General features: G+C 52.8%; 1 protein-coding gene. It reads right to left on the bottom strand.

All coding sequences use genetic code 11. From position 1 onward, the window contains the following. Positions 1-6418: non-ribosomal peptide synthetase (locus tag AAC147_RS05765; protein ID WP_047678110.1), on the bottom strand; the 6418-nt coding region annotated here is incomplete at both ends.

Raw genomic sequence — 6418 nt, 5'->3', positions numbered from 1 at the left:
GATGAGCGGCCTGTACACTGCCTTGTACTGGCGTGTCATCTATATCCAGCCGCAACGGCAGAGTATTGATAAACAACCCCATCCCACCGTCTGCTCCTTCGCCGCCAGTCATACGTCCAAACAGCACGGTGCCAAATACCACTTTTTCCTGCCCACTGGTGCGCGACAACACCTGAGCCCAGGCCAGATGACACAAAGCCGCCAGACTCACCCCTTGCTGCCGCGCCTGATGACGCAAGCGGTCATTCAGTTCCGGCGTTAGCAATCGGTAACATTCCCTTTCCTGTGATCCATCAAGATGGACCGCCGCCAGTCCGAACGGCAGTGTTGGTTCTTCCACTTCTGCCAGCATGTCGGTAAAGAAACGGGTATGTGCTGCCTGACTCACGCCCAACCGGGCCTGTGCTACCAGATTGCGGAATGGTACAGGCGCCGCCAGACTCTGCTCGTGTCCTGTCAGGCAGATCTGTACTTCACGATGTACCACCTCCAGCGTTTGATGGTCACCAATCAGGTGATGCAATAATTGCAGGACAACCCAACGGCCATCCGCTTCTTGCGCCACCACAAAGTGTAATAACGGGGCTTGCCTTAGATCAAGACGATAATAACTGGGATCAAAACGGCGACTTAACTGGTCAAGCACCGGACCATCAGCCGGATCCAGCGTCAATTCTGTCACTGACAAAGGAGCATGACGCCAGACGACCTGCACCGGAACCGATATCCCTTGCCAGATAAACGCGGTGCGTAAGATATCATGCCGCTCGATTATCTGTTGCATAGCTGCCAGATAACGATCCAGCAACGCGCGGTCAGCAAACGCCATCTGACCACTTAACAGGTACGTATCCCCTTCCCGTGCTAATAAGTGGTGGAACAAAATACCGTCCTGTAACGGGGATAACGCGTAGATATCCTGAATATTCGCCACGCCGCCCGGAACTTGTTTGACAATGTGGTCAATGTCCGCCTGCGTTAAATCTGCCAACGGCAACATAGCCGGAGTCAGTTGCTGCGTCTCGGCGGTAATCATATTCGGTGGGATTTCCAGGGTCTGGTGTTGCCCCAATGTTTGCGCCAACTCGGACAACACCGGCGACCGGAACAATTCCCGCGCTGTCAATGTTAACCCCTGCTGACGCAAGCGCTCAATCATACGTACCGCAAGCAACGAATGCCCGCCCAGTACAAAGAAGCTGTCATGACGACTGATTTGCTCAATGCCCAGTAATTCTCCCCAAATCGCTGCCAGCGTCATTTCGGTTTTTCCCTGCGGGGCTGCATAAGTTTGCCGGGCAAAGGCGTCACCGTCCGGGGCTGGCAGCGCCCGGCGATCCAGCTTACCATTCGGCGTCAGTGGAAACGCATCCAAACGTACAAAGGCCGCCGGCACCATATAATCCGGTAAAACCGCGCTCAGATGCGTTCTCAGGCTGTTTGCCAGCTCTTCCTCCTCTTCCACGACCACATAAGCCACTAACCATTTCTCTGTTCCATCCCCCAGAGCCAGTACTGCTGCCTCACGCACTGCCGGATACTCTGTCAACCGGGCTTCAATTTCCCCCGGTTCAATCCGAAAGCCGCGGATTTTCACCTGCTGGTCATTACGCCCCAGAAACTCCAGATTACCGTCCGGCCGGTAACGGGCTAAGTCCCCGGTGCGGTACATCTTCACATCCGGGCTACCACTAAATGGATCATGAAGGAAACATTCAGCCGTTAATTCGGGGCGATTTAGGTAACCACGGGCCACGCCGGCACCGGCAATATAAATTTCTCCGATCACGCCAAGAGGGACAGGTTGTCCAGCAGGATCAAGAAGATAGATGCGGGTATTGGCGATTGGGCGGCCAATCACTGATGCTTCCGGGATCCCGGTCTGAGCTTTATATTCATACCAGGTAGCATCACCATTAATTTCGGATGAACCATAAAAATTTAACAGACGCAGCCAGGGGTAATCTGCCACAATTTGTCGGGCCAGTTCAGGCGCCAGCCGTTCTCCGCTGCAAACCAGCGTCCTGATGAATTTTAACTTATCGCCATGGACTTGAATTAAGTGTTTTAGTAACGAGGGCACCAGTACCAGATAATTGACGTCAAAGCGGCGTAAACCATCACAGAAACGGTCAAGATCTTTCACTGCCTGATCACTGAAAACGACCAGTTTGCCACCGGACAACAAGACGCTCAGCATCTCGGTGACAGAATCAACAAAGCTGATGTTGGTTTTCAGTGCCCCTACCAATGGCACCGTTACGATATCGCGGACAAACCATAATAAGCGGTTACACAAGGCGTGATGACTGTTCATCACGCCTTTGGGCAGGCCCGTAGAGCCGGAAGTGTAGATCACATAAGCCAGATGGTGCGATGTCAGTCCCAACGCCTGAGCATCTGGGTTATCGGTGGAATGTGACATCAAGAATGCTGCCTGAGCATCAAGTACCACCATGGGCACAGTGTTGGCTAGTCGGTCAACCCACTCAGTTTGAGTCAATATCGCAACGGGGGCGGCGTCTTCAAGCATATACGCCAGCCGATCAACCGGATAAGCGGGATCCAACGGCACGTAAGCCCCACCCGCTTTCAGTATGGCTAATAACCCAATCACCATTGCGGGTGACCTTGACACACAAACCGCGACCCGTTGTTCCGGTTCAATCCCCAGTTCAATTAACTGATGAGCCAACTGGTTGGCTCTGGCGTTTAATTCAGCGTAACTGAGGGTCTGCTCTTCATACACCAGGGCCGTGGCATCCGGGGTTTTCGCCACCTGCTGTTCAAATAACTGATGGATACACAATGTGTCAGGATACGGCGTTTCCGTTGCGTTCCAAGCGGTTAACAACTGTGTGCGTTCCGCTTGTGGCAGGATGTCTAATGCCCGCACCTGCCTATCCGGGGTGTGCTCCAGCGCATCTGCCAGACTTTCCAGTGCCTGCTGCATATAGCCCCATATCTGCTCCGGCTCAAATGGTTGCACGACACTCGCCGTCAATCCCAGTGCATCACCAAAATCCTCCACCGACAACACAAAGGGATAGTTGGTGCGTTCCTTGCCATCTAAAAACTCAATGCCTGCCAATGTATTATCCGCCGGTGCTGAGGGGCTATTGTGCCGATAATTTAGCAAAGCGCTAAAGAGGGGCGTACCGCGTTCAATGCCACTGCACTGTTGTGCCAACACCAGTGACGCATGCTCATGGGCAAGTAATCCCGCCAGCCGGCGATGGACGGTCTGTATGCTGTCCCGAACCGGGGTATCATCCATATCCAACCGCAATGGCAAGGTATTAATAAACAAGCCCATCCCATTGTCTGCCCCTTCTCCAGCGCTCATACGCCCAAACAGCACGGTGCCGAACACCACTTTTTCCTGTCCACTGGTACGCGACAATACCTGAGCCCAAGCCAGATGACACAAAGCCGCCAGACTCACCCCATGCTGGCGGGCCTGACGGCGCAAGCGGTCATTCAGTTCCGGCGTTAGCAATCGGTAACATTCCCTTTCCTGCGATCCATCAAGATGGACCTCCGCCAGCCCAAATGGCAGGGTCGGCTCTGTCACTTCCGCTAACATGTCAGTAAAGAAACGGGTGTGGGCTGCCTGACTCACGCCCAACCGGACTTGTGCCACCAGATTGCGGAACGGCACAGGCGCAGCCAGGCTCTCTTCCTGTCCCGTCAGGCAGGTCTGCACTTCACGGTGCATCACTTCCAGTGTTTCATGATCACCAATCAGGTGATGCTGTAATTGCAGCACAATCCAACGGTCATCCGCTTCCTTTGCCACTACAAAGCGCAATAACGGCGCATCACTCAGATCAAGGCGATATTGATTGATGTTAAAACGTTCATCCAGTTGCCTGCTAACTGGCCCATCGGCCGGGTCCAGTATGAGCTCCGTTACTGACAAAGGGGCATGACGCCAGACCACCTGCACTGGTGTAGATACACCTTGCCAGATAAAGGCGGTGCGTAAAATATCGTGACGATCAACCACACGTTGTATCGCTGCCAGATAACGATCCAGCAACGCGCGATCAACAAACACCATTTGACCACTCAACAGGTAGGTATCCCCTTCCCGTGCCAGTAAATGGTGGAATAAAATCCCGTCCTGCAACGGGGATAACGCGTAGATGTCCTGAATATTTGCTACCCCGCCCGGCACCTGTCCGACAATATGGTCAATATCCGCCTGGGTTAAATCTGCCAGCGGTAACATCGCCGGAGTCAGTTGCTGCGTTTCGGCGGTGATCACATTCGGCGGGACTTCGATGGTCTGATGCCGTCCCAACGTTTGCACCAGATCAGACAACACCGGCAACCGAAACAAATCCCGCGCTGTCAGTGTTAATCCCTGCTGACGCAGGCGCTCAATCATACGCACCGCAAGCAACGAATGCCCGCCCAGAGCAAAGAAACTGTCGTGTCGGCTGACTTGTTCAATACCCAGTAATTCTTCCCAAATTGCCGCCAATGTGATTTCCATTGCCCCCTGCGGGGCTTCATACGCTTGCCGGGCAAAAGCGTCTTCCTCCGGGGCCGGCAGTGCCCGGCGATCTAACTTACCATTCGGGGTTTGTGGGATGCTGTCCAGACGCACAAAAGCTGCCGGCACCATGTAATCCGGTAAAACTGCACTTAGATGGGTACGCAGGCTGTTTGCCAGCCCTGCATCCCCCACCGTTTCTGTGACCACATAAGCCACCAGCCGCTTATCCTGCCCTTCTCCCTGCGTCAACACGACTGATTCATGCACTGCCGGGTGCTCTGCCAATCGAGCTTCAATTTCCCCCGGTTCAATACGAAAGCCCCGAATTTTCACCTGCTGATCGTTACGGCCGAGAAATTCCAGATTGCCATCCGACCGATAACGGGCTAAATCCCCGCTGCGGTACATGCGTGCATCCGGGGTATCACTGAACGGATCAGCCAGAAAACGTTCGGCGGTTAACTCAGGGCGGTTCAGATAACCTCTTGCCACTCCTACCCCGCCAATATACAGTTCTCCCACGGCTCCTAGTGGTACAGGCTGACCAAAATTATCCAGTAAATAAAGCCGGGTATTATCTAATGGGCGACCAATTATTGGGTAAGGATGCTCTGGGCCTATATGCGCCAGTGTTGCATCTACTGTGCATTCCGTTGGACCATAGACATTATAGGCAGTCAGTTGTGGGATGCCGATTACAGTCTGCCAGGTTTGTGTTGATATGGCTTCACCGCCAACCAGTAGTACTAACGCTTTTTTATGCTGACATATGCCCGCAGCCAATAACATCTCTAATTGCATTGGCGTACAATCCAATACGTCAAGGTCAGCCTTAATGAGAAATTGTAATAAGGCCGCACCATCAACTCGCACCTCTTGTGACACAATGACCAATGTGTAGCCATTCAAGAGACTCAATAAATTTTGCAGTGATGCATCAAATGAAATACTGGCGTTCAGACTAACCCGATAAGGTGCAGATGAATTGGCAAAAACACGCTTTGTCAGTACTGCATATAAATTTAACAAAGAACCCTGTTCTACCATCACCCCTTTTGGCCGACCCGTCGAGCCGGAAGTATACATCACATACGCCAGAGAGCGTGAAGTCAATACCGCTATCTGTGGGTTACTATCTGACTGTTCAAATAAGATATTTGGATCAAGCACCCTTCGTCCTGCCAATGCTTGCTCACCCAAAGCTGTCCGGCCAGTATTATCGGCCAGCACTATCGCCGGCTCAGCATCCCTCAGATTATCAGCCAGACGTTCTCCCGGATAAGCCGGGTCCAGCGGCACATAAGCGCCTCCCGCTTTTAAGACGGCCAGCAACCCAACCACCATGGCCGGTGAACGTGCCACGCAAATGGCGACTCGTTGCTCCGGTTCCACGCCCAGAGCCATTAATTGATGGGCCAGCCGGTTAGCCTGGGCATTTAATTCTGCATAACTGAGCGTCTGGTTTTCATAGACCAGCGCGGTGGCCTGTGGCGTTTTCGCCGCCTGCTGTTCAAACAACTGGTGGATACACAACGTCTCAGGATAAGCGGTTTCCGTCCTGTTCCAGGTTTTTAATAACCGTATACGTTCTGCTTGTGGCAAGATGTCCAACTGTCGTACCGGGATTTCCGGGGTTTTTTCCAGTGCGTCCACCAGACTTTCCAACGCCTGCTGCATATAGCTGCATATCCGCTCTGGCTCAAATGGCTGCACTATTTGTACTGTCAGGCCCAGTGCTTTGCCAAAATCCTCCACCGATAATGTTAATGGGTAGTTGGTCCGCTCCTGGCCGTCTAATAACTCAATCCCTTCCAGCGATTTATCCAATTGATTCGATTGATCATTATGTCGATAATTTAACAGGGCACTAAAAAGGGGCGTACCACGTTCAACACCGCTACACTGTTGCGCCAG

Origin of the sequence: Xenorhabdus sp. NBAII XenSa04 (assembly GCF_963866145.1) — a bacterium.
GTDB classification, from domain to species: domain Bacteria; phylum Pseudomonadota; class Gammaproteobacteria; order Enterobacterales; family Enterobacteriaceae; genus Xenorhabdus; species Xenorhabdus indica.
Note: the sequence above shows the minus strand (reverse complement) of the source record. Positions and strands in the feature narration are given on the sequence as shown.